General features: G+C 68.4%; 22 protein-coding genes. 14 read left to right on the top strand and 8 right to left on the bottom strand.

Annotation, left to right across the window (positions count from 1 at the left end; genetic code table 11):
- Nucleotides 1-44: 44 nt before the first annotated feature.
- From MKI84_RS04005 to MKI84_RS03990, 4 genes are all read right to left on the bottom strand, one after another.
- Entirely contained in the window at nucleotides 45-746 is a 702-nt protein-coding gene (locus MKI84_RS04005) for a TetR/AcrR family transcriptional regulator (RefSeq protein ID WP_241616684.1), read from the bottom strand.
- A gap of 82 nt (nucleotides 747-828) precedes the next feature.
- Nucleotides 829-1653 (bottom strand): pyrroline-5-carboxylate reductase, encoded by an 825-nt coding sequence (gene proC, locus MKI84_RS04000; protein WP_241616683.1) that lies wholly within the window; start codon nucleotides 1651-1653, stop codon nucleotides 829-831.
- Between the two features lie 129 nt (nucleotides 1654-1782).
- Nucleotides 1783-2280, bottom strand: a complete 498-nt coding sequence (locus MKI84_RS03995) for a type III secretion system chaperone family protein (RefSeq protein ID WP_241616682.1) — start codon at nucleotides 2278-2280, stop codon at nucleotides 1783-1785.
- Between the two features lie 247 nt (nucleotides 2281-2527).
- Entirely contained in the window at nucleotides 2528-2794 is a 267-nt protein-coding gene (locus tag MKI84_RS03990) for an accessory factor UbiK family protein (RefSeq protein ID WP_241616681.1), read from the bottom strand.
- A gap of 222 nt (nucleotides 2795-3016) precedes the next feature.
- On the opposite strand from MKI84_RS03990, the gene lgt reads away from it, so the two are divergent.
- The 11 genes from lgt to MKI84_RS03935 all read left to right on the top strand — a co-directional run bounded on the left by lgt (nucleotide 3017) and on the right by MKI84_RS03935 (nucleotide 13553).
- The gene (lgt, locus tag MKI84_RS03985) at nucleotides 3017-3853 is read left to right on the top strand and encodes a prolipoprotein diacylglyceryl transferase (protein WP_241616680.1); all 837 of its coding nucleotides are present in this window, start codon (nucleotides 3017-3019) and stop codon (nucleotides 3851-3853) included.
- Nucleotides 3850-4971 carry a class I SAM-dependent methyltransferase gene (locus tag MKI84_RS03980; protein ID WP_241616679.1) on the top strand — a complete coding sequence of 374 codons (1122 nt, stop codon included), beginning with the start codon at nucleotides 3850-3852 and terminating at the stop codon, nucleotides 4969-4971. Before lgt ends, MKI84_RS03980 begins: the two co-directional genes overlap by 4 nt.
- Nucleotides 4968-5729 carry a peptidoglycan editing factor PgeF gene (gene pgeF, locus MKI84_RS03975; protein WP_241616678.1) on the top strand — a complete coding sequence of 254 codons (762 nt, stop codon included), beginning with the start codon at nucleotides 4968-4970 and terminating at the stop codon, nucleotides 5727-5729. The genes MKI84_RS03980 and pgeF overlap by 4 nt, the downstream gene beginning before the upstream one ends.
- Before the next feature lie 9 nt (nucleotides 5730-5738).
- Entirely contained in the window at nucleotides 5739-6890 is a 1152-nt protein-coding gene (locus tag MKI84_RS03970) for a M24 family metallopeptidase (RefSeq protein WP_241616676.1), read from the top strand.
- Nucleotides 6891-6979: 89 nt separating this feature from the next.
- Complete coding sequence (locus tag MKI84_RS03965) at nucleotides 6980-7645, top strand: hypothetical protein (protein WP_241616675.1); 666 nt, start codon at nucleotides 6980-6982, stop codon at nucleotides 7643-7645.
- Between the two features lie 150 nt (nucleotides 7646-7795).
- Nucleotides 7796-8749: a ribose-phosphate pyrophosphokinase gene (locus MKI84_RS03960; RefSeq protein WP_241616674.1), complete on the top strand. Its 954-nt coding sequence runs from the start codon at nucleotides 7796-7798 to the stop codon at nucleotides 8747-8749.
- Between the two features lie 222 nt (nucleotides 8750-8971).
- Nucleotides 8972-9871, top strand: coding sequence for a hypothetical protein (locus MKI84_RS03955; protein ID WP_241616673.1), 900 nt, complete (start codon nucleotides 8972-8974; stop codon nucleotides 9869-9871).
- Nucleotides 9872-10047: 176 nt separating this feature from the next.
- A complete protein-coding gene (locus MKI84_RS03950; RefSeq protein WP_241616672.1) occupies nucleotides 10048-10683 on the top strand; it encodes a 50S ribosomal protein L25/general stress protein Ctc in 636 nt (211 codons plus the stop codon).
- Nucleotides 10684-10780: 97 nt separating this feature from the next.
- Entirely contained in the window at nucleotides 10781-11401 is a 621-nt protein-coding gene (gene pth / locus MKI84_RS03945) for an aminoacyl-tRNA hydrolase (RefSeq protein ID WP_241616671.1), read from the top strand.
- A 91-nt stretch (nucleotides 11402-11492) separates the two neighbouring features.
- Entirely contained in the window at nucleotides 11493-12590 is a 1098-nt protein-coding gene (gene ychF / locus MKI84_RS03940) for a redox-regulated ATPase YchF (protein WP_241616670.1), read from the top strand.
- A gap of 183 nt (nucleotides 12591-12773) precedes the next feature.
- Nucleotides 12774-13553, top strand: a complete 780-nt coding sequence (locus tag MKI84_RS03935; RefSeq protein WP_241616669.1) for an outer membrane protein — start codon at nucleotides 12774-12776, stop codon at nucleotides 13551-13553.
- Nucleotides 13554-13878: 325 nt separating this feature from the next.
- Here the strand turns inward: MKI84_RS03935 and MKI84_RS20755 are convergent, their stop codons facing one another.
- The 3 genes from MKI84_RS20755 to petA are packed head-to-tail and all read right to left on the bottom strand — an operon-like array spanning nucleotide 13879 to nucleotide 16624.
- The gene (locus MKI84_RS20755; RefSeq protein WP_241616668.1) at nucleotides 13879-14754 is read right to left on the bottom strand and encodes a cytochrome c1; all 876 of its coding nucleotides are present in this window, start codon (nucleotides 14752-14754) and stop codon (nucleotides 13879-13881) included.
- Nucleotides 14755-14763: 9 nt separating this feature from the next.
- Nucleotides 14764-16041 carry a cytochrome b gene (locus MKI84_RS20750; RefSeq protein ID WP_241616667.1) on the bottom strand — a complete coding sequence of 426 codons (1278 nt, stop codon included), beginning with the start codon at nucleotides 16039-16041 and terminating at the stop codon, nucleotides 14764-14766.
- 22 nt (nucleotides 16042-16063) lie between these two features.
- Nucleotides 16064-16624 (bottom strand): ubiquinol-cytochrome c reductase iron-sulfur subunit, encoded by a 561-nt coding sequence (gene petA, locus MKI84_RS03920; protein ID WP_241616666.1) that lies wholly within the window; start codon nucleotides 16622-16624, stop codon nucleotides 16064-16066.
- Between the two features lie 224 nt (nucleotides 16625-16848).
- Between petA and MKI84_RS03915 the strand changes: the two genes are divergently transcribed.
- Entirely contained in the window at nucleotides 16849-17313 is a 465-nt protein-coding gene (locus tag MKI84_RS03915) for a tRNA (cytidine(34)-2'-O)-methyltransferase (protein ID WP_241616665.1), read from the top strand.
- 3 nt (nucleotides 17314-17316) lie between these two features.
- Here MKI84_RS03915 and MKI84_RS03910 read toward each other — a convergent pair whose 3' ends face one another.
- Complete coding sequence (locus MKI84_RS03910; protein WP_245404633.1) at nucleotides 17317-19185, bottom strand: ABC transporter ATP-binding protein; 1869 nt, start codon at nucleotides 19183-19185, stop codon at nucleotides 17317-17319.
- Between the two features lie 105 nt (nucleotides 19186-19290).
- Between MKI84_RS03910 and MKI84_RS03905 the strand changes: the two genes are divergently transcribed.
- Complete coding sequence (locus MKI84_RS03905; RefSeq protein WP_241616664.1) at nucleotides 19291-19983, top strand: VIT1/CCC1 transporter family protein; 693 nt, start codon at nucleotides 19291-19293, stop codon at nucleotides 19981-19983.
- Between the two features lie 80 nt (nucleotides 19984-20063).
- Nucleotides 20064-20963: an oxygen-dependent coproporphyrinogen oxidase gene (gene hemF, locus MKI84_RS03900; RefSeq protein ID WP_241616663.1), complete on the top strand. Its 900-nt coding sequence runs from the start codon at nucleotides 20064-20066 to the stop codon at nucleotides 20961-20963.
- The last annotated feature ends 22 nt before the right edge of the window (nucleotides 20964-20985 follow it).

Below are 20985 nucleotides of genomic sequence, written 5' to 3'. Positions count from 1 at the left end.
ACTGCACTGTCCTCACGTTGCGATTCTCACGCGCTTGACCTGTTTCAGGCCGCCACCGGCGCTTGCGGCGCGGCGGGCGGTTCGGGCGAAGGCGACGGCTCCGGCCGACGCGCCGTCCGGCCGCTACAGCGCGTCAGCCGCAACAGCCGGTCCATCAGCCCGAGCGCCCGAGCGCCCTTGGCGAGTTCCCGGTCGAGCGCGGCCATGGTACGCGACAGCGCCGGGTCGTCATCGGTCACGAAGGTCTGGAGCACGCGCGCGAACAGCAGCGCCAGCCCCTGCGCGCGCACCGCGCCCTTGAGGCCGGAAGTGTCGATGCCCGCGCTCGCCAGCATCCATTGCTGGGAGCGCACGCTCAAGCGGTTCAGCCCCATGGCAAGCTGGGGATGGCTGCGGGCGGAGCGCGCCAGCGAGGCGATGGCCGCCTTGTGCGGTGCGAGCACGTCGAGCCGGCGCATCAGCACGTCGAACAGCCGGTCGCGCGCCGGCTGGTCCGCCATGTCCTCGCCGGTCCCTTCCAGCACCAGCGTATCGGTGCGCTTCACGAAGCCGGCAAGAATGTCGAAGGTCGAGCCGAACGAGGCGCGCAACTCGGCCAGCGAGACGCCGGCCTTGTCCGCGACCTCGGCAAGGCCGATGCGCTCGAACGGCCGCTCGGCCAGAAGCGCGAGAAAACTGTCGATGATCGGGCCGCGCGGGTCGGGCGCCTTGGCGCCGGCGCGGGGCCGGCCGGGAGATGCTGCCATCGAAACCTCCTGTCCAGAAAATCGTCCTTCTGGAACTTAGGGTCGAAGGGTGGCCGGGAGAAGGCCTGCCCTTCAGGAAGCGTCAGCCGGCGAGTTCGCGCGAGCGCTTCGCGGCGGCGGCCACCGCCTCGGTGAGCAGCGGGGTAAAGCCGCGCGCCTCGTCCATCAGCACCGCCAGCGCGGCCGCCGTGGTGCCGTTCGGCGAGGTGACGTTCTTGCGGAGCTGCGCGGGATCGATGCCGGAGCGGATCATCAATTCACCAGCTCCGGCGACGGTGGCGCGGGCGAGACGGTCGGCGAGGTCGGCAGGAAGGCCCGCCTTCGCGCCCGCCGCCGCCAGCGCCTCCGCCAGCAGGAACACATAGGCCGGGCCGGACCCGGAGACGGCAGTGGCGAGGTCGATCATCGCCTCGTCCTCCACCCACTCCACCTCGCCGGAGGCGCGCAGCAACCCGTCCGCGATCAGCTTCTGCTCCGCGCTCACCGCGCCGTTCGGCACCGCGACGGTGATGCCGCGCCCAATGGCGGCCGGCGTGTTGGGAATGGAGCGCACCACCGCTGTGCCCGGCGCGAAGCCGGCCTCAAGAAACCCCAGCGTGCGACCGGCCATGACCGACACCACCAGCGTGCCGGGCCCGGCCAGCGGGGCGACCTTCGCGATCACGTCGGCCGCGACCTGCGGCTTCACCGCCAGCAGCATCACGGCGGGCGGGCCGCCATTGAGCGGATTGAGCGCGACGCCGCGCGCATCCAGCAGCGCCGCCACTTCCGGGGGCGGACCGGGATCGATCACCGCCGCCTTTGCCGGCTCCAGCCCGAGATCGAGCCAGCCTTCCAGCATGGCGCCGCCCATCTTGCCGGCGCCGACGAGCAGCACGCGGCCGGGAATATCGGAAAGTGCAGGCATGGTCGAACTCTCGGCTGTCACCGGCTCACGCGCGAGCCCGCCGTAACATAGCGCCTTTGCCCGCCGGATGCCCGGTGCGAGGCCGGCCATCCACGATTTTGGCAGCAGCCGGAGGACGGGCGCCGCCCGTCACGCCTCGCCGACGGTCTCGAACAGCGTGGCGTCCATGGCCTCGCGGGCAGACTTGCCGGCCCAGACCACGAACTGGAACGCCGGAAAATAGCGCTCGACCGCCTCGATGGCGCATTCCATCAGCACCTCGCACTGGCGGTCGGTCGCTTCCGCGCCGGCCAGCAGAAGCGCGTGACGGAACATGATCACGCCCTCCTTCGACCACAGGTCGAAATGGCCGATCCACATCTGCTCGTTGATCAGCGAGAGCAGGCGCAGCACCTCGGTCTTGCGCTTCTCCGGCACCTTAAGGTCGAAGGCGCAGGCGACATGCAGCGCCTCCACCTCGTCCATCCACTGGAACGAGACATGGCAGTCCGTCCAGCGGCCTTCGAGCGAGATGGTGATCTCGTCCTCGGCGGAGCGCTCAAAGGCCCACTCATTGAGCGCAGCCATGCGCTCGATCAGATCGAGCGGGTTCAGGCGGGTATCGGCTTCGAAATCGGTATAGGTCATGCACGACCTCGCGAGGGTAGGCGCTGCAAGGACAGGAACGCACGCGACGCGCAGCCAGTAGCGGCGAAACCTGCAAATTGTGTTCGAATCGCCGTACCCGACTTTATCGCGCGCAACTTGCTCCCCGCTATGACCGACTGTCAGGAACCATCAACAATCGGTCCATGGCGACAAGATGTCCGGGATTCGGTGCCCCCTCGCAAGCGCGCTTGGCGCCCGTCCACAAGCCCGGCCCGGAAGGAGGGCCTCAGCCCAGTGAATCCGGCGGGCTGAGCTTGGCTTCCAGCGCCGCGATGCGGGCCTCCAACCGCTCATTCTCCTCGCGCGCGGCGGCGGCGAGTTCCTTGACGGTCTCGAATTCCTCGCGCGTCACCACGTCCAGCTCGCGCAGGATGCGATCGGCCTGAGCCCGCATCACGGTTTCCGCCTCGCGGCGCACGCCGGTGGCGACGCCGGCGGCGTCGTTCATGAGCTTGGCGAAATCATCGAAAATGCGGCTGGTGGTCTGGGTCATGCTCATTACTCCCGGTCTGGGCACCGAAGATCGGTCCACTCGCGCAGCCGTTTCCCTCAAGAGACAATGGGGCGCGCGGCTCCGCTTCGCAAGTGCAGCGCACAACTCCACGCGCCGCTTAAGGCCTTGATCCCGTCACGCGACGCAGGCACACCCGCAAACGATGCCGCGATACCCGTGCCGCCTGCGGGCGACCGGCCTGCCCCGGAAAGCGACGGACCCATGCTGCCCTTGCTCGCACTCCCCTTCCCCGCCATCGACCCGGTGCTGATCGAGCTCGGCCCCTTCGCCATACGCTGGTACGCGCTGGCTTATGTGGCGGGGCTGCTGATCGGCTGGTGGCTCGCCAAGAAGCTGTGCGCGAGCCCCGCGCTCTGGGGCGGCAAGGCGCCGATCGCGCCGGAAGAGTTCGACGACGCCATCGTCTGGGTCGCCCTCGGCGTCATCCTCGGCGGGCGCATCGGCTATGTGCTGTTCTACAACCTCGCCTATTACGTCGAGAACCCGTTGCAGGCGCTCACCGTCTGGCATGGCGGCATGTCGTTCCATGGCGGCTTCCTCGGCTCCATCCTCGCCATGGCGCTGTTCTGCCGCCGGCGCGGCCTGCCGCTGCTCTCCATGCTGGACATCGCCGCCGCGGTGGTGCCGATCGGGCTGTTCCTCGGACGCCTCGCCAATTTCATCAATGGCGAATTGTGGGGCCGGACGACCGATGTGCCCTGGGCCTTCGTGTTCCCCCATGGCGGCCCGCTGCCGCGCCACCCGAGCCAGCTCTACGAGGCCGGGCTGGAAGGACTTCTCATCTTCGCGGTGCTGATGCTGGTGATCCGGCGCGGCGGGCTGGCGCGCCCCGGTCTGGTGGCCGGCCTGTTCGTGCTGATGTACGGCCTCGCGCGGATCATCGTGGAATTCGTGCGCGAGCCCGATCCGCAGCTCGGCTATCTCGCGGGCGGCTTCGTCACCATGGGCATGGTGCTTTCGCTGCCCATGCTCGCGGTCGGCCTCACGCTGATCCTGCGCGCGCGGCACCGGCCGGCGCTGGGCGGCGCGGCGTCATGAGCACTGCGCTCGCCCATCTTCTCGCCCGGCGGATTTCCGCCGGCGGGCCGATGAACGTTGCCGAGTACATGGCCGAGTGCCTGTTCCACCCGCAGCACGGCTATTACACCACCCATGAACCCTTCGGCGCGGCCGGTGATTTCGTCACCGCGCCGGAGATCAGCCAGATGTTCGGCGAACTGCTGGGCCTGTGGGCCGCCGATTGCTGGATGCGCATGGGCTCGCCCGCCCGCCTCATCCTCGCCGAGCTTGGCCCCGGCCGCGGCACCATGATGGCGGACGTGCTGCGCGCCACCCGTATCGTGCCCGGCTTTCACGAGGCCGCGCAGGTCGTGCTGGTGGAAGCCTCCCCGCGCCTGCGCGAGAAGCAGGCCGCGACGCTGTCCGCCTACCCCGTCGACTGGCGCGGGCGGTTCGAGGACATCCCGGACGGGCCGCTGATCCTGCTCGCCAACGAGTTCTTCGACGCGCTGCCGATCCGCCAGTTCGTCCGCACCGCCACCGGCATCGCCGAGCGCATGGTGGGGCTTGGCGAGGATGGTGCCCTCGCTTTCGGCCTGCGCCCCGATGCGCGTCCCGACCCGGCCGACGCCGCGCGGCTGATGGCAGCGCGGGAGGGCGCGCTGCTGGAAGTCTGCCCCTCGGGCACCGCCATCGCCGGCGACATCGCCGCCCGCGTCTCGCGCGAAGGCGGCGCGGCGCTGTTCATCGATTACGGCCATGCTGGCGGCTTCGGCGACACGCTGCAGGCGTTGAAATCCCACGCCTATGACGAGGTGCTCGCCCATCCCGGCGACGCCGACCTCACCGCCCATGTCGATTTCTCCGCGCTGGCGCAGGCGGGGATGGCGGCCGGCGCGCTCGCCCTCGGCCCGATCCCGCAGGGCGCGTTTCTCGCCCGGCTCGGCATCGCCGCGCGGGCGGAGCGGCTGAAGGCGAAAGCAGCGCCCGAAGCCGCCGCCGCCATCGATGCCGCCACCCGCCGGCTCGCCGGTAGCGGCGAAGGCGAGATGGGGGCCCTCTTCAAGGCGCTCGCGCTGGTGCATCCTGCCCTTGGCGGCGCGGCGGGATTCGCGCCGCAGGATGTCTTCCCGACAGGCAAGAAGGTGGAATCATGAAGGTCGAATCCCCGGCGCTCGCCGCGCTCCCCGGAATCCGCCACGCCTTCTTCACCCGCGAGGGCGGCGTCTCGCAGGGCATCTATGCCGGGCTGAATGGCGGCACCGGCTCCAACGACGCCCCCGAAAATGTCGCCGAGAACCGCGCGCGCATGGCCCGCGCGCTCGGCGTGCCGGACGGCCATCTGCTCACCTGCTGGCAGATCCACTCGCCGGACTGCCTCATCGCCTCCGCGCCCTGGGGCGAGCGGCCCAAGGCGGATGCGGTGGCGACCAATACGCCCGGCATCGCGGTCGGCGTCGCCATCGCCGATTGCGGGCCCGTCCTGTTCGCCGATGGCGAGGCCCGCGTGGTGGCCGCCGCCCATTCCGGCTGGAAGGGCGCGGTGGGCGGCGTGCTGGATTCCACCATCGCGCGCATGGAAGAGCTGGGGGCGAAGCGCGAGCGCATCGTCGCCGCCATCGGCCCGCTGATCCGCCAGCAGAGCTATGAGGTCGGGCCGGAATTCGTCAGCACGCTGACGGCGCTCGACCATGCCAATATCCGCTTCTTCGCGCCTTCCGAGCGCGACCACCACGCCATGTTCGACCTGCCCGGCTATATCCGGGCGCGGCTGGAGACGATCGGCGTGGGCCAGATCGACGATCTATGCCTCGACACCTATTCCGACGAGGCGCGCTTCTTCAGCTACCGCCGCACCACCCATCGCGGCGAGCCCGATTACGGCCGGCTGATCGCCGCCATCACCCTGGCCTGAGAGGGCGCCATGACGCTGCATTTCACCGCCCCGGAATTCGAGCGCCGCAGGCAGCGCCTGCTGGCCGAACTCGCGGCGCGCCGGCTCGACGGGCTGCTGATGTTCCAGCAGGAATCGATGTACTGGCTGACCGGCTACGACACGTTCGGCTTCTGCTTCTTCCAGGCGCTCTACCTTTCCGCCGACGGCCGGCTGGCGCTGCTCACCCGCTCGGCGGACCTGCGGCAGGCGCAGCACACCTCGCTGATCGAGGATGTCCGCGTCTGGACCGACCGCGCCGACGCCACCCCGCAGCAGCAATTGCGCGACATGGTGGCTGATCTCGGCGGCACGGGCGCGCGCATCGGCGTCGAATATGAGAGCTACGGCCTGACCGCCGCCAATGGAAAGAAGCTCGACGCCGCCTTTGACGGCTTCGCGACGCTGGAGGACGCCTCGCGCCTCGTCGACCGGCTGCGCGCGGTGAAGTCGCCGGCGGAAATCCTTTATGTGAAGCAGGCGGCGAAACTCGCACTGGCGGCGCGCGACGTCGCCATCGACATGATCGGCGACGGCGTCGACGAGGGCGACATCCTCGCCGGCATGCAGGGCGCGATCTTCAAGGGCGGCGGCGACTATCCCGCCAACGAGTTCATCATCGGCTCCGGCCCGGACGCGCTGCTGTGCCGCTACAAATCCGGCCGCCGCCGGCTGGAGGGCGAGGACCAGATCACGCTGGAATGGGCCGGCGCCTATCGCCACTACCACGCGGCGATGATGGAGACGGTGATCGTCGGCCCGCCGCGCGACCGGCACCTCGAACTCTTCGCCGCCGCCAGGCAGGCGCTGGAAGCCTGCGCCCACGCCATCGTGCCCGGCAAGACCGCCGGCGACGTGTTCACCGCCCACGCCCATGTCATGGACGGCCACGGCCTCGCCGGGCATCGCCTCGCCGCCTGCGGCTATTCGCTCGGCGCCAAGTTCACCCCGTCCTGGATGGACCCGCCCATGTTCTATGCCGGCAATGACTGGGTGCTGGAGCCGGGCATGGTCATGTTCGCCCACATGATCCTGATGGACAGCGAGACCTCGACCGCCATGTGCCTCGGGCGCACCTACCTCGTCACCGTTAACGGTAACGAGTGTGCGACCGACGCGCCTCTGGACCTGCTGGTCAAATAGCATTAACGGTTTCTTAAGGATTGCGGCGGCCGCGAGGCATCCCGTTGCGGGATGCGCGGATGCCCGGCTCTCGAGAGAAACCGCGCCCCATGACCGATCGCCTTCGCCAGCGCCCCGCCCGACTGCTTCCGGTAGCGGCGGTTCTTTTCGGTTCCCTCGCGCTCGCGGCCTGCCAGACCGGCGGCGGCAATTCCCCCACTGCCAGCGCCGCCCTCTCCTCCGGCGCGCCCCGCGCCATCGCCTTCGAATCGATCGATGGCCCGCCGGAGCCGGTTTTCAACAAGCTGGTCGCCAATCTCTCCACCGCCGCCGACGCCCGCCGGATGCATGTCGTCTCGCGCAACGGCGAGGCCACCTATCGGGTGCGCGGCTATCTCGCCGCCTCGGTCGACGGCGACAAGGGCTCGGTGGACTGGGTGTGGGACGTGTTCGACAAGGACCGCGAGCGCGTGCTGCGCGTGGCCGGCGTCGAGACCATCGGCAAGGGCAAGGACGTGTGGAACCAGGTCGACGATGCCACGCTCCAGCGCATCGCCGCGCAAAGCCTCGATGAAATCGGCTCTCGCCTTGCCGGCGGGCCTTCCGCTCCGGTGCGCAGCGAGCCGGCGGTCGCGCCGGCCACCGAGGAAGCACCTGACATCCGCACCGATGACGGCCCGCAGGTCGCCTCGAGCGCGCCGGCCGACGATGCGCTGCCCAGCGACGCCGAGCCGACCGTCGGCGCCACCGCCCTCACCTTCGCCGCGCATCCGTGATCGAAAGGCCGCGCTGCACCCGCTGCGCGTCTGCACGGCAGAACTTGGAGCCTCCAGTGCTTTACAGCACGCCCTCGCCCGCCTATCAGGGCTTCGCGACGGTCTTGCGACGGCCGCACGGTGAGATAGTACGGCTGGGAGCGTGCCGGAATGTCGAGTGATAACGGGTCGATAAAAATCGTCGCCGGCAATAGCAACAGGCCTCTGGGCGAGGCGATCGGCGCCTACCTCAACACGCCGCTGAGCAAGGCTGTGGTGCGGCGTTTCGCCGATATGGAGATCTTCGTCGAGATTCAGGAGAATGTGCGCGGCAAGGATGTGTTCATCCTGCAGTCCACCTCCTTCCCGACCAATGACCACCTGATGGAACTGCTCATCATCACCGATGCGCTGCGCCGTTCCTCCGCCCGCCGCATCACCGCCGTGCTGCCCTATTTCGGCTATGCCCGGCAGGACCGCCGTTCCTCCGGCCGCACGCCGATCTCGGCCAAGCTGGTCGCCAACCTCATCACCCATGCCGGCGCTGACCGCGTGCTGACCGTCGACCTGCACGCCGGCCAGATCCAGGGCTTCTTCGACATCCCGACCGACAATCTGTTCGCCGCGCCGGTCATGGTGCAGGACATCAAGGCACGGTTCGATTTGTCCAACATCACCGTGGTCTCGCCCGATGTCGGCGGCGTGGTGCGCGCCCGCGCGCTGGCCAAGCGCATCGACGCCCAGCTCGCCATCGTCGACAAGCGCCGCGAGCGCCCCGGCGAGAGCGAGGTGATGAACGTGATCGGCGATGTCGAGGGACGCCGCTGCATCCTCGTCGACGACATCATCGATTCCGGTGGCACGCTGGTGAACGCGGCCGATGCCCTGCTGGCGCGCGGCGCGACCGAAGTCCACGCCTACATCACCCATGGCGTGCTCTCCGGCGGCGCTGTGGCGCGCGTCACCGCCTCCAATCTCAAGGAACTGGTGATCACCGACACCATCCAGCCGACCGAGGCGGTGCGGGTGGCGCGCAACATCCGTGTCATCTCGATCGCCAGCCTGCTGGCGGAGGCCATCGGCCGTACCGCGCATGAAGAGAGCGTTTCCAGCCTGTTCAACTGAGCCGGCAACGCGCGATCCGTCGGACGAAAAGGGGCGCTGCGGCGCCCCTTGCTGTGTCTCATTGGTCGCAGCCGCGCATTTCCTGCTGGCGATCCGCCATTCAACTACCTGCGCACGCGCAGCATTTCGCGAAAAATCGCGGTCGTTGTGCATTGCGCCATGATCGCTCCACACTTCGTCCGCAGGCTTTGCCGCTCCACCAAGCTACAGGACGGACGACGCATGAAACGAGCCCTGCCGCGCGCCCATCTGGCGGCACGCCTCTCCTTCATCCTGCCGTTCACGTTGCTGGCGCTGCCGGCGGCCGCCCAGACGACGGGTGCTCCGGCTCCGACCAACCCCTGGGGCAGCATCACGGTCATCCTGCTCTCGCCCGCCGGCGAATCGCCCTATGAGGCCGCCCAGCGCGCCTCCGATGCCGCCGTCGCGGCGCAAACCGAGGCCGCGGCCATCGCCGCTCAGGCGGAAGCCGCCGCCACCACGCAGCCGGCGGACAGCGAATATATGAGCGACGAGGACGCGGATGCGGCCATGCAGGGCGCGCTGGTCGAGGCTGGCGAGGCGCCGGCGCCCTCGCTGTGGAACGCGCTGCTCGGCAGCGTCGGCGTGACCTCCGGCGCCGCCCCGGCCAAACTGCCCGAGCGCAAATCCGTCGCCGCGCCGAAATCCGCCTCCGTGCCGACCAAGCTGGAGCTGAAGCAGGGGCCGGCGAGCCTTGCCGTTTCCACCAATGCGAGCGCCTCGGCGCCGGTTTCCGGCGCGCTGTCGACCAGCGCGGGCGGCGGCTCCGGCGAGATCAAGGGCCGGGTCGGCTTCGAGCAGGACAATCTGACCATCTACAGCACCGGCGCGGTCGGGGCGGCGGCGAGCACGGGCGTGCCCTCGCTGTATGACAATCTCGCCGTCGGCAGCACCTATTCCATGCCGCTCGCCCCGCTCGGGCTCGGCAATGAGAAGCTCGGCGCCAGCGTCGAGATGAACAGCACCCAGACCGTCACCACCGGACTTGAGCTGCGCTCGCCACTCGGCTCCTATGAGCGCTATATCAGCGTGCAGCGCTCGATTGCCCCCGACAGCGACGGCAGCGGCCTGTTGAAGGCGGGCGTGCTCGGCAAGTTCTAAAGCGCCGGCTGCGGCGCGCGCATTGCCCCGCAACGCTTTTGCTGCTATGAGCCGCCCCGGCTCGTGGCCTTTCCGCACCCCTGGAGGCGCGCCGCGGCCGATCCGATACCCAGCCGCGAAAGATGGGGCCGCGCGAGCGGCCTTCTGCTTTTGCACCATATGCAAGGACTTATGCCATGACCGCCATCAAGGAACTGAAGGCGACGGCCCGCGCGAAGGTCGGCAAGGGGGCCGCTCGCGCCGAACGCCGCGCCGGTCGCGTCCCCGCCGTGATCTACGGCGACGGGAAGGCCCCCGTCACGATCTCGCTCGACCACACGCAGATCACCCGCACCATCTATGCCGGCCACTTCCTGACCACGCTGTTCAGCGTCGACGTCGAGGGCGAGAAGCACCGCGTGATCCCGCGCGACTACCAGCTCGACCCGCTCAAGGATCTGCCGGTTCACGTCGACTTCCTGCGCGTCGCCGTCGGCGCCAGCCTGACCGTCGACGTGCCCGTGCACTTCCTGAACGCCGACACCGCGCCGGTGATCAAGGAAGGCGCGACGCTGAACGTCGTCAGCCACACCGTCTCGCTGAACGTCCCCTCCGACGCCATCCCCGAGGCGATCGAGGTCGACATCACCGGCTTCAGCTTCGGCGACTCGATCCACCTCTCGGCGGTGAAGCTGCCGGCGGGCGTGACCTGGGCCGGCCATGGCGACGACACGCTGGCCACCATCGTGGCGCCGTCGGGCCTCAAGGACGCCGAGGAAGACGAAGCCGCCGCCGCTGCGGCCGCTGCCGCCAGCTCCGCCACCAAGGCGTGACCGGGGCGGGCTCGGGCCCGTTCGTCAGCCTCTCCTGAACAGGGAGCCGGAAGTCCGCTTCCGGCTCCATTTCTTTTAGCTCGCGCGGAGGCCAGCTGTGTACCTGTTCACGGGGCTCGGCAATCCCGGGCCGAAATATGCCGGCAACCGGCACAATATCGGTTTCATGGCCGTCGACGCCATCGCCCGGCGCCATCGCTTTTCCCCCTGGCGCCGCCGCTTCCAGGGCGCCGCCTGCGAGGGCGAGATCGCCGGCGAGAAGGTGGTCGCGCTGCTGCCGGAAACCTTCATGAACGAAAGCGGCCGCGCGGTCGCCGAGGCGCAGCGCTTCTACAAGATCGACCTGCGCGACGTGTTCGCCTTCCACGACGAGCTCGACCTGCCGCCCGCCAAGGTGCGGGTGAAGCGCGGCGGCGGCAATGCCGGCCATAACGGCCTGCGCTCGATCACCGCCCATTGCGGCAACGAGTATGGCCGCGTCCGGCTCGGCATCGGCCATCCCGGCGACAAGGCGCTGGTGCACAACTATGTGCTGAGCGACTTCGCCAAGGCCGAGCGCGACTGGGTGGGCGCGGTGTGCGAAGGCTGCGCGGATCTGGCCGAGCTGCTGGTCGCGCACAAGCTCGAGGAATTCCAGAGCCGGCTGCACCTCTTCATGGAGCAGCGCGGCTTCGGCGACCCCGTACCGAGCGGCCGGGCCGGCATGAAGCCCGGCTGAACCCCAAATTACGGGCTTGAGGCTTGCCTGCCGGCCCGCCGATGGCCTAACCAACGGCCACAACCTTCAAGCGATCGCGAGCACCGACCCCATGGGCTTCAAATGCGGCATTGTCGGCCTGCCGAACGTCGGCAAGTCGACCCTCTTCAACGCGCTGACGCAGACCGCGGCAGCGCAGGCGGCCAATTACCCGTTCTGCACCATCGAGCCCAATGTCGGCGACGTCGCGGTGCCCGATCCCCGGCTTGATACGCTGGCGAAGATCGCCGGCTCGGGCCAGATCATCCCGACCCGGCTGACCTTCGTCGACATTGCCGGCTTGGTGCGCGGTGCCTCCAAGGGCGAGGGTCTCGGCAACCAGTTCCTCGCCAATATTCGCGAATGCGACGCCATCGCCCATGTGGTGCGCTGCTTCGAGGATGGCGACGTCACCCATGTCGAGGGCAAGATCGCCCCGCTGAACGACATCGACACCATCGAGACCGAGCTGATGCTGGCCGACCTGGACAGCCTCGAGAAGCGCGCCGGCGCGCTGGAGAAGAAGGCGAAGGGCGGCGACAAGGAAGCCAAGGAAGCCATCGACCTGATCAACCGCGCGCTGGTGCTGCTGCGCGAGGGCAAGCCGGCCCGCCTCGTCGACGTGAAGCCCGAGGAGGAGAAGGCGTTCCGCATGCTCGGCCTCCTGTCCTCAAAGCCCGTGCTGTATGTCTGCAATGTCGAGGAAGCCTCGGCCAAGGACGGCAACGCCCTCTCCGCGCAGGTGTTCGCGCAGGCCGCCAAGGAAGGCGCCAAGGCGGTCGTGGTCTCGGCCAAGATCGAGAGCGAGATCGCCGTGCTGCCGCCCGAGGAGCAGACCGAGTATCTCGAAGCCATCGAACTCGACGAGCCCGGCCTGAACCGCGTCATCCGCGCCGGCTACGAGTTGCTGAAGCTGGTGACCTATTTCACCGTCGGGCCGAAAGAAGCCCGCGCCTGGACCATCACCGCAGGCACCAAGGCTCCGGCGGCGGCGGGCGTTATCCACAGCGATTTCGAGAAGGGTTTCATCCGTGCCGAGACCATCGCCTTTGACGATTACGTGAAGGGCAATGGCGAAGCGGGCGCGCGCGACGCCGGCCGGCTGCGGCTGGAAGGCAAGGAATATGTCGTTGCGGACGGGGATGTGCTTCACTTCCGCTTCGCGAACTAGAGCGTTTTCCGGCCGGGTGATTCCACCGGTTCGGAACAGGTTCTGGAACCGGGGCGCGCAGGGCCGCCGGCCCGATGATCGGGGCGGTTGAAACCGCAGGGCCGCGCGGTCAGTCTGGGGGTTGCCGGCCGCGCGCCGGCATGTGGACGTGGGCATGTCAGGGGACCGTCGGGGGGCGGCACGATGAAACTTGGGGTCAAACTCGCGGTGCTGGCTGTCGCCGGCCTGATGGCGCCCGCCGCGCACGCAGCCGATATTCCCGCGGTTATTCCTGTTACCTCGTCCACGCCGGCGGTCGACTGGACCGGCTTCTATCTCGGCGGCGTGGCCGGCGGCGTGGTCAGCAGCCTAGACCATAACTCGATCGCCGGAGCCGTCGGCCTGGTGGGGCAGAGTTATGGCTGCGTCGGCGGGCTGTGCGACGGCAAGCGCGAGTCCTACGCGGTCGGCGCCACCTTCGGCTATAATCAGGCCTATGCCGATGGCGGCGTGCTCGGCATCGAGGCGGACGTTGCCTATAGCGGGCTCGACGAGGGCCTCGACTTCGCCGGCATCGTGCCGCTCAGTGCCAATCAGCGCCTTGATGCAACCGGCATGGCGCGGGTCGATACCCCGTTCCTGGGCACGCTGCGCCTGCGCGCGGGCTATGCGGTCGGCCGCTTCCTGCCCTTCGTCACCGCCGGCGTGGCCGTGACCTATTCCACCGTCGAGCTGCAGTCGCTCGGCATCGTCGAGACCCAGACCTCGCCCGGCAACTGGACGGCGACCGGGGCGGCGCCAGTGTCGGTGCGCGGCAGCGGCTGGACGGCCGGGTGGACCGCGGGCGGCGGCCTCGAATATGCGATCTCCGAGCGCTGGAGCGCCAAGACCGAATATCTCTACGTCGACCTCATCACCTCGACGCTGGGCGACGAGACGCCCAAGCACCAGATGCTGCGCGCCGGGCTGAACTACCGGTACTGACAACCGGATCGCCGCCGCAGGCGCGACATCGCGGCGTGGCACACGGTTGCCGCCCGGCATCTGTCGTGCGCCATCTGGCGTGCGGCGCGTGCGCAAGCCGCACGACATCCGGGGCCGCCACGCCGAGGCTGATTTCGGATGCGCCGGCCACACACCGACGATGAAGCTCCAATCACGCACCCTGCAACGCACCCGCCACGGCGATCTCTCACGACGCGCGCCAGCCGCTCGCCACAATGCCTGCCCGTGCGGAACGAGAGGACGCCGGCCATGAAAAAGGGCCCCATCGGGGCCCTTTCGCATTGGCAATCGTCGTGAGAGCCGGTCAGTGCTCGACGCTCTTCCATACCTTCTTCTTGGTGAAGTAGAGCAGGCCGGCGAACACGATCAGGAAGATCATGACCTGGAAACCGAGGCGCTTGCGCGTTTCCAGATGCGGCTCCGCCACCCACATCATGAAGGCGGTGACGTCGCGCGAATACTGTTCGACCGTCTCCGGCGAGCCGTCGGAATAGGTCACCTGACCCTCCGAGATCGGCTGCGGCATCTTGATGGCGTGGCCGGGGAAGTAGGCGTTGTAATGCGCACCCTCGGGGACCGCGAAGCCTTCCGGCGGCTCGGTGTAACCGTTCAGCAGCGCATGGATGTAGTCCGGGCCCTGCTCCTGATACTGGGTGAAGATGTCGATCAGGAAGCCGGGGAAGCCGACCTCATAGGTGCGCGCCTTGGCGAGGGTCGAGAAATCCGGCGGATAGGCGCCGCCATTGGAGGCGCGGGCCGCCTGCTCGTTGGGGAACGGCGAGGGCCAGCGGTCCGACAGGCGACCCGGCCGGTCGAACATGTCGCCGGCGTCGTTCGGGCCGTCCTGGATCTGGAAGCCCTCCGCGACCACGCGCGCCTGCGCATCGGTGAAGCCCGGGCCGCCCGGCTGGGCAAGGTTGCGGAACGCCAGCAGGTGCGCGCCGTGGCAGGAGGCGCAAACCTCCTTGAACACCTGGAAGCCGCGCTGGAGCTGGGCCTGGTCGAAGCGGCCGAACGGGCCGGCGAAGGACCAGTGCTCGCGCGGCGGCTTGGGCGAGCCGTGGCCGCCTTCTTCCGCCGCGACGGCGAGGCCGCCCGCCGCCGTGACCAGCGTCGCCGCCACGACGGCGCGGGCGATGAGCGAACGAAGGGAGGAGAGCTTGTTCATGGTCATGTTCATGATGTCCGCTCAACCCTTCGTCTGCGGCGCGTGAGCGCCAACCGAGGCGGGCGCGCCGCCCTTGGTCTTCTTGCCCAGCACCGCCTCGGTGATCGAGGCCGGCACCGCCTTCGGCTTCTCGAACAGGCCGAGCAGCGGAAGGATGATGAGGAAGTGCGCGAAGTACCACACGGTGAGGATGCGGCCGGCGATGACGTAGCCGCCCTCGGCCGGCTTGGAGCCCAGCCAGCCCAGACCGATGCACACCACGATCCAGATCCAGAAGAACTGCTTGAACAGCGGGCGGTAGACGCCCGAGCGCACCTTCGAGGTATCCAGCCACGGCACGAAGAACAACACGATGATCGCGCCGAACATGGTGAGCACGCCGCCCAGCTTGTCCGGCACCGCGCGCAGCATCGCGTAGAACGGCAGGTAGTACCATTCGGGCACGATGTGGGCCGGCGTCACCAGCGGGTTGGCCGGGATGTAGTTGTCGGCGTGGCCGAGATAGTTCGGGATGTAGAACAGGAACCACGCGAAGAAGATCAGGAAGCACACCATCCCGAACCCGTCCTTGATGGTCGCGTACGGGGTGAAGGGAACGGTGTCCTTCTCGGTCTTGGGCTCGACGCCGGTCGGGTTGTTCTGGCCCACCACATGCAGCGCCCAGACGTGCAGGACGACGACGCCCGCGATCATGAAGGGCAGCAGGTAGTGCAGCGAGAAGAAGCGGTTCAGCGTCGGGTTGTCGACCGAGAACCCGCCCCACAGCCACTCGACGATGGTCGGGCCGACCACCGGGAAGGCCGAGAACAGGTTGGTGATGACGGTGGCGCCCCAGAAGCTCATCTGGCCCCACGGCAGGACGTAGCCCATGAAGGCGGTCGCCATCATCAGCAGGTAGATGATGCAGCCGAGGATCCACAGCACCTCGCGCGGCGCCTTGTAGGACCCGTAATACAGGCCGCGGAACATGTGGATGTACACCGCGATGAAGAACATCGACGCGCCGTTGGCGTGGATGTAGCGGATCAGCCAGCCATAGGACACGTCGCGCATGATGTGCTCGACCGAGTCGAAGGCGAGCGTCACATGCGGGGTGTAGTGCATCACCAGCACCACGCCCGACAGGATCTGACACACCAGCATCAGCGACAGGATGCCGCCGAAGGTCCACCAGTAGTTCAGGTTGCGCGGGGTCGGGTAGGCGATGAAGGAGGAATGGATGAGGCCGACCAGGGGAAGCCGGCTCTCGAACCACTTGAGTGCCGGATGCTTCGGCTCGAATGTCGCGTGTCCGCTCATTGCATAAGTTTCCTGAAGCCGATCAGCCGATGGTGATCTTGGTGTCGGACGCGAAGGCGTAGGGCGGCACCTCCAGGTTGGTCGGCGCCGGCCCGCGGCGCACGCGGCCCGCCTGGTCGTATTCCGAGCCGTGGCAGGGGCAGAACCAGCCGTCATACTCGCCCGCATGGCCGATCGGCACGCAGCCCAGATGCGTGCAGATGCCGATCACCACCAGCCAGCGCTCCTTGTCGGGGGCGGCGCGGTTCTCGTCGGTCGCGGGGGCGTCGGGCGGCAGGTTGGCGTTGCGCGCGATCGGGTCCAGCAGCGCGGACAGCGCCACTTCCTTCGACTTGGCGATGTCCTCGGGGGTGCGATTCCACACGAAGACCGGCTTGCCGCGCCACTTCACGGTGACGATCTGGCCTTCGGCGATCTGCGAAATGTCCACATCCGTGGAGGCCAGCGCCAGCACCGAGGCGTCGGGCTGCAATTGGGAAACGAAAGGCCACACCAGAGCGGCGGCTCCGACCGCGCCCATGGCGCCGGTCGCTATATAGAGAAAGTCGCGGCGCGTGGTTTCCGCCGTCCCGGTTGTTGCCACGATGGATCCCTTTCCCCTCATGCCCTCAACAGATACACGCCCGCCGGCGGTCCGGCTCCGCAATGCGGAGCAGGCAAGCGGACCCTGCGCAGGCTGGCGTACCTTCGAGTGCCTCTAATTGCACCGGAACAGCCCCTTGTCCAGATGAAGGCAGTGCGGCAGTCCGTCCTGCCCCCCATTCTCCCTCGGGCGCTGCGCCCGCTACCAACCTTCGGGAATGTCTCATGTCTCTCGCGCTGGCCCTGTTTGAACCGGATATCGCGCAGAATGCCGGAACGCTGGCGCGCACGAGCGCCTGCCTCGGCATCGGGCTGCACATCATCGAGCCGGCGGGTTTTCCGGTGGGCGATGCCGGTTTTCGGCGGGCGGGAATGGACTATCTCGACCGCGCCGTCATCCACCGCCACGCCAGCTTTGCCGCCTTCGAGAGCTGGCGCGCCGGGGAGAATCGGCGGCTCGTGCTGTGCACCACCCGCGCGGCGATCGCCTATACCGGTTTCGACTTTTCGGAATCGGACGTGCTGCTGCTCGGCCGGGAAAGCGCGGGCGTGCCGGAATCTGTGCATGAGCGGGCCGACGCCCGGGTCGTGATCCCGCTGGCGGCCGGCACCCGCTCGCTCAATGTCGCGGTGGCGGGCGCGATGATTCTCGGCGAGGCGCTGCGCCAGACCGGGGGCTTTCCGGGGTGAGCGCTATTCCGCCGCTTCCTCGACCACCGCCTCATCTGCGTCGATGAAGCCGCCGGACTGGCGCTTCCACAGCCGGGCATAGAGCCCCCCGCGCGCGATCAGCTCGGCATGGCTGCCGGTCTCGACGATGCGCCCATGCTCCATCACCACCAGCCGGTCCATCTTCGCGATGGTGGAAAGCCGGTGGGCGATGGCGATCACGGTCTTGCCGTCCATCAGCGTGTCGAGATTGGCCTGGATCGCGGCCTCGATTTCCGAATCGAGCGCCGAGGTCGCCTCGTCGAGCACGAGGATCGGGGCGTCCTTCAGCAGCACGCGGGCGATGGCGATGCGCTGGCGCTGACCGCCGGAGAGCTTCACGCCGCGCTCGCCGACATGGGCGTCGAGCCCGGTGCGGCCCTGCGGGTCGACCAGCGTCTCGATGAACTCGTCGGCATGGGCGCGCCGCGCGGCCTGCCAGATCTCCTCGTCCGAGGCTTCCGGGCGGCCATAGGCGATGTTGTCGCGCACCGAGCGGTGCATCAGCGAGGTGTCCTGCGTCACCACGCCGATCTTCGCGCGCAGCGATTCCTGCGTGATCGCCGTCACGTCCTGCCCGTCGATCAGGATACGCCCGCCCTCCGGGTCGTAGAAGCGCAGCAAAAGGCTCATCAGCGTCGACTTGCCCGCGCCCGACGGCCCGACCAGCCCGACGCGCTCGCCCGGCTGGAGCGCGAGGTCGAGATGGTCGATCACGCCGCCGCCCTTGCCGTAGTGGAAGCTCAGATCCTCGAAGCGGATCGCACCCTGCGCCACGGTGAGCGCCGGCGCCGCCTCGCGGTCGGTCACGGTGTGCGGGCGGGCGATGGTGAGGATGGCCTCCTGCACCGTGCCCACATTCTCGAACACGCCGGTGACCACCCACATGATCCAGCCGGACATGTTGGTGATGCGGATGGCAAGGCCGGTGGAGAGCGCGATGGCACCGAGATTGATGGCGCCGGTCGACCACAGCCAGATGCCGATGCCGCCCACGGCGCCGAGCATGGCGCTGTTGAGCACGCTGACTGTCAGCGCCATCCGCGTGATCTGGCGCTGCTGGTCCTTGAAGGCGCGGTTGTGGTTCTCCAGCGCGTCGCGGACATAGGTGTCCTCGCGGTCGCCATGCGCGAACAGCTTCACCGTCATGACATTGGTGTAGCTGTCGACGATCCGGCCCGAGAGCATGGAGTTCTTCTCGGAGGTGGTCTTCGACAGATGCCGCACCGCGGGCACGAATTTCGACAGCGCCAGTATGTACAGCGCGATCCACGCCACCATCGGCACGGCGAGCCGCCAGTCGGCCTCGGCGAACAGGATGACTGCGCTCACCGCATAGACGCTTACATACCAGAGCGCGTCGATCACCTCGACCACGGAGCCGCGCACCGCCGGCCCGGCCTGCAGCACGCGGGTCGCGATGCGGCCGGCGAAGTCGCCCTGAAAATACCCGAGCGACTGGCGAACCACCCAGCGATAGGACTGCCAGCGGATCAGGCTGCCGACATTGGCGGTGATGGACTGGCGCACCAGCAGGTCATGCAACGCATTGGCGAGCGGGCGCGCGATCACCACGACGAAGGCCATCCACAGCAGCAGGCCGCCATGGTCGGTGAAGATCGTCCCCGGCGAGGAGTTCTGCAGCAGGTCGACGATCTGGCCGATATAGCGGAACAGCGACACCTCCACGATCGCCACCACGAAGGCGGCGGCGAGCGCGGCTATGAAGATCCAGCCGCTCTGCCGGACGAAGTGCCAGTAGAACGCGGCAAGCCCTTCCGGCGGCCGTTCGATGGGTACGGGACGGAACGGATCGACCAGATTTTCGAACCAGGCGAAGATGCGCGTGAACATGGCGCGCCTTGTGATACCTCGATGCGGCATCAGTATGTCGTAACGCGCGTGTAAAGCCATGCCGGCGACACGGGTCGCACCATGCCTTGGGGGGAGGCCCGCGCCATGCGCAGCCATATGGAACGCCATTACGTCACGCGCATCGGCTGGCTCCGCGCCGCCGTGCTCGGCGCCAATGACGGCATTCTCTCCACCGCGAGCCTGATGGTGGGCATCGCCGCCGCCAGCACCGCGCGCGGCGATATCTTGCTCGCCGGCCTCGCCGGTCTGGTGGCCGGCGCGATGTCGATGGCGGCGGGCGAATATGTCTCGGTGTCCTCGCAATCCGATGCCGAGCAGTCGGACCTGAAGCGCGAGCGCGAGGAGCTGCGCACCGATCCGATAGGCGAGCTGGAGGAACTGGCCGGCATCTATGTCGCGCGCGGGCTGGAGCCGGGCCTTGCCCGCGAGGTCGCGATCCAGCTCACGGCCGGCGACGCGCTGGGCGCCCATGCCCGCGACGAGCTGGGTATTTCCGAAATCAGCGTCGCGCGCCCGGTTCAGGCCGCCCTTGCCTCCGCCGCGAGTTTCGCGGCCGGCGCGGCGTTACCGCTCGCCACCGCGATTCTGGTGCCGACGGCCTGGATCGGGGCGAGCGTCACGCTGTGCTCGCTGGTGTTCCTCGCCTTGCTCGGCGCGGTCGGCGCCCGGGCCGGCGGCGCCGTGATGTGGCGGGCGGCAATCCGCGTGACGTTCTGGGGCGCGCTGGCGATGGCGCTGACGGCGGTGATCGGCCACCTCGCCGGGACGCTGGTCTGAGGCGAGCCGGTCTGTGCCCTTCCGGCGACGCGGCTTAGGCGATAAAAGCCCGCTCGACGAGAACAGCGCGAGGACGCCCCATGGCCGCGAGCGACATGGCTGCCACCGATATCGAGGCCCGCAAGGAAGCCGCCCGCGCCTGGTTCGAGGAACTGCGCAATCGCATCTGCGCCGCCTTCGAGGCGCTGGAGGACGAGGCGCCGGACGCGCTCTATCCCGGCACGCCCGGCCGCTTCGAGCGCACGCCCTGGGCCCGCACCGATCATAGCGGCGCGCCGGGCGGCGGCGGGGTGATGTCGATCATGCGCGGCCGGCTGTTCGAGAAGGTCGGCGTGCATTGCTCGACCGTGCATGGCGAGTTCGCCCCGGAATTCCGCAAGCAGATTCCCGGCGCCGAGGAAGACCCGCGCTTCCACGCCACCGGCATCTCGCTGATCGCGCATCTGGCCAACCCGCATGTGCCGGCCGTGCACATGAACACGCGCTTCGTCGTCACCACCAAGGCGTGGTTCGGCGGCGGCGCGGACCTCACCCCGGTGCTCGACGCCCGCCGCACGCAGGAAGACCCGGACTCGGTTGCCTTCCACGCGGCGATGCGCGGCGCCTGCGAGGGGCGGCCCCATATCGACTATGAGCGCTACAGGAAATGGTGCGACGAGTATTTCTACCTGCCGCACCGCAAGGAGATGCGCGGCATTGGCGGCATTTTCTACGACTGGCTGGATTCGGAGGATCGCGACGCCGATTTCCACTTCACCAGGGCGGTCGGCCTCGCCTTCCTCGACGTCTATCCCCGCCTCGTGCGGGCCAACTTCGCCACGCCATGGAACGAGGCCGAGCGCGAGGAGCAGCTCATCCGCCGCGGCCGCTATGTCGAGTTCAACCTGCTCTACGACCGCGGCACGCTGTTCGGCCTGAAGACCGGCGGCAATGTCGATTCGATCCTGTCCTCCATGCCGCCCGTGGTGAAGTGGCCGTAACGGCCCGATCCCCTGTCGGGGC

This window comes from Ancylobacter gelatini (assembly GCF_022601675.1).
GTDB classification, from domain to species: Bacteria; Pseudomonadota; Alphaproteobacteria; order Rhizobiales; family Xanthobacteraceae; genus Ancylobacter; species Ancylobacter gelatini.
This window is presented reverse-complemented; position numbering and strand designations above follow the sequence as displayed.

Bases quoted from the DNA above. Each gene is read 5' to 3' on its own strand.
- MKI84_RS03980 (WP_241616679.1), top strand. From the start codon at position 3,850: ATGAGCACTGCGCTCGCCCATCTTCTCGCCCGGCGGATTTCCGCCGGC.
- MKI84_RS03965 (WP_241616675.1), top strand. From the start codon at position 6,980: ATGACCGATCGCCTTCGCCAGCGCCCCGCCCGACTGCTTCCGGTAGCG.
- MKI84_RS20755 (WP_241616668.1), bottom strand. From the start codon at position 14,754: ATGAACATGACCATGAACAAGCTCTCCTCCCTTCGTTCGCTCATCGCC.
- MKI84_RS03970 (WP_241616676.1), top strand. From the start codon at position 5,739: ATGACGCTGCATTTCACCGCCCCGGAATTCGAGCGCCGCAGGCAGCGC.
- MKI84_RS03950 (WP_241616672.1), top strand. From the start codon at position 10,048: ATGACCGCCATCAAGGAACTGAAGGCGACGGCCCGCGCGAAGGTCGGC.
- MKI84_RS03990 (WP_241616681.1), bottom strand. From the start codon at position 2,794: ATGACCCAGACCACCAGCCGCATTTTCGATGATTTCGCCAAGCTCATG.
- MKI84_RS03960 (WP_241616674.1), top strand. From the start codon at position 7,796: ATGTCGAGTGATAACGGGTCGATAAAAATCGTCGCCGGCAATAGCAAC.
- pgeF (WP_241616678.1), top strand. From the start codon at position 4,968: ATGAAGGTCGAATCCCCGGCGCTCGCCGCGCTCCCCGGAATCCGCCAC.
- MKI84_RS03915 (WP_241616665.1), top strand. From the start codon at position 16,849: ATGTCTCTCGCGCTGGCCCTGTTTGAACCGGATATCGCGCAGAATGCC.
- MKI84_RS03905 (WP_241616664.1), top strand. From the start codon at position 19,291: ATGCGCAGCCATATGGAACGCCATTACGTCACGCGCATCGGCTGGCTC.
- MKI84_RS20750 (WP_241616667.1), bottom strand. From the start codon at position 16,041: ATGAGCGGACACGCGACATTCGAGCCGAAGCATCCGGCACTCAAGTGG.
- MKI84_RS03910 (WP_245404633.1), bottom strand. From the start codon at position 19,185: ATGTTCACGCGCATCTTCGCCTGGTTCGAAAATCTGGTCGATCCGTTC.
- hemF (WP_241616663.1), top strand. From the start codon at position 20,064: ATGGCCGCGAGCGACATGGCTGCCACCGATATCGAGGCCCGCAAGGAA.
- ychF (WP_241616670.1), top strand. From the start codon at position 11,493: ATGGGCTTCAAATGCGGCATTGTCGGCCTGCCGAACGTCGGCAAGTCG.
- proC (WP_241616683.1), bottom strand. From the start codon at position 1,653: ATGCCTGCACTTTCCGATATTCCCGGCCGCGTGCTGCTCGTCGGCGCC.
- MKI84_RS03935 (WP_241616669.1), top strand. From the start codon at position 12,774: ATGAAACTTGGGGTCAAACTCGCGGTGCTGGCTGTCGCCGGCCTGATG.
- MKI84_RS03955 (WP_241616673.1), top strand. From the start codon at position 8,972: ATGAAACGAGCCCTGCCGCGCGCCCATCTGGCGGCACGCCTCTCCTTC.
- MKI84_RS03995 (WP_241616682.1), bottom strand. From the start codon at position 2,280: ATGACCTATACCGATTTCGAAGCCGATACCCGCCTGAACCCGCTCGAT.
- MKI84_RS04005 (WP_241616684.1), bottom strand. From the start codon at position 746: ATGGCAGCATCTCCCGGCCGGCCCCGCGCCGGCGCCAAGGCGCCCGAC.
- lgt (WP_241616680.1), top strand. From the start codon at position 3,017: ATGCTGCCCTTGCTCGCACTCCCCTTCCCCGCCATCGACCCGGTGCTG.